This is a genomic window from Neisseria sp. P0021.S007 (assembly GCF_051956855.1).
The window spans coordinates 1-580 of record NZ_JBQCXA010000850.1; the positions used below are offsets into that span (position 1 = coordinate 1).

General features: G+C 50.9%; 1 pseudogene. It reads left to right on the forward strand.

Annotation, left to right across the window (positions count from 1 at the left end):
- Positions 1–580: pseudogene (aceE, locus tag ACTHUR_RS16315) on the forward strand (pyruvate dehydrogenase (acetyl-transferring), homodimeric type); the annotation flags it as partial.

The window sequence follows — 580 nt, forward strand, 5'->3', positions numbered from 1 at the left end:
CTGGAAGGCAACTTTGCCGGCGCCGGCTGGAATGTTGTGAAAGTCGTCTGGGGTCGTCGTTGGGACCGCCTCTTGGCAAAAGACAAAGATGGCATCCTGCGCAAACGTATGGAAGAGTGCTTGGACGGTGACTACCAAACTTACAAATCCAAAGACGGTGCATACGTTCGCGAACACTTCTTCAATACGCCTGAACTGAAAGCATTGGTCGCCGATATGACTGATGACGAAATTTGGGCATTGAACCGCGGTGGTCATGACCCTCAAAAAGTCTACAACGCTTACGACCGCGCTGCGAATCACGCTAACGGCAAACCTACTGTAATCTTGGCAAAAACCATTAAAGGTTACGGTATGGGTGCATCCGGCGAAGGTCAAAACGTTGCCCACCAAGCCAAAAAAATGGACAAAGCGTCTCTGAAACAATTCCGTGACCGCTTTGACATTCCTGTAACTGACGAGCAAATCGACAGTGGCGACCTGCCTTACCTGACTTTTGCTCCTGACAGCGAAGAATACAAATACCTGCACGCACGTCGCGAATCTTTGGGTGGCTACCTGCCTCAACGCAACCCTACCC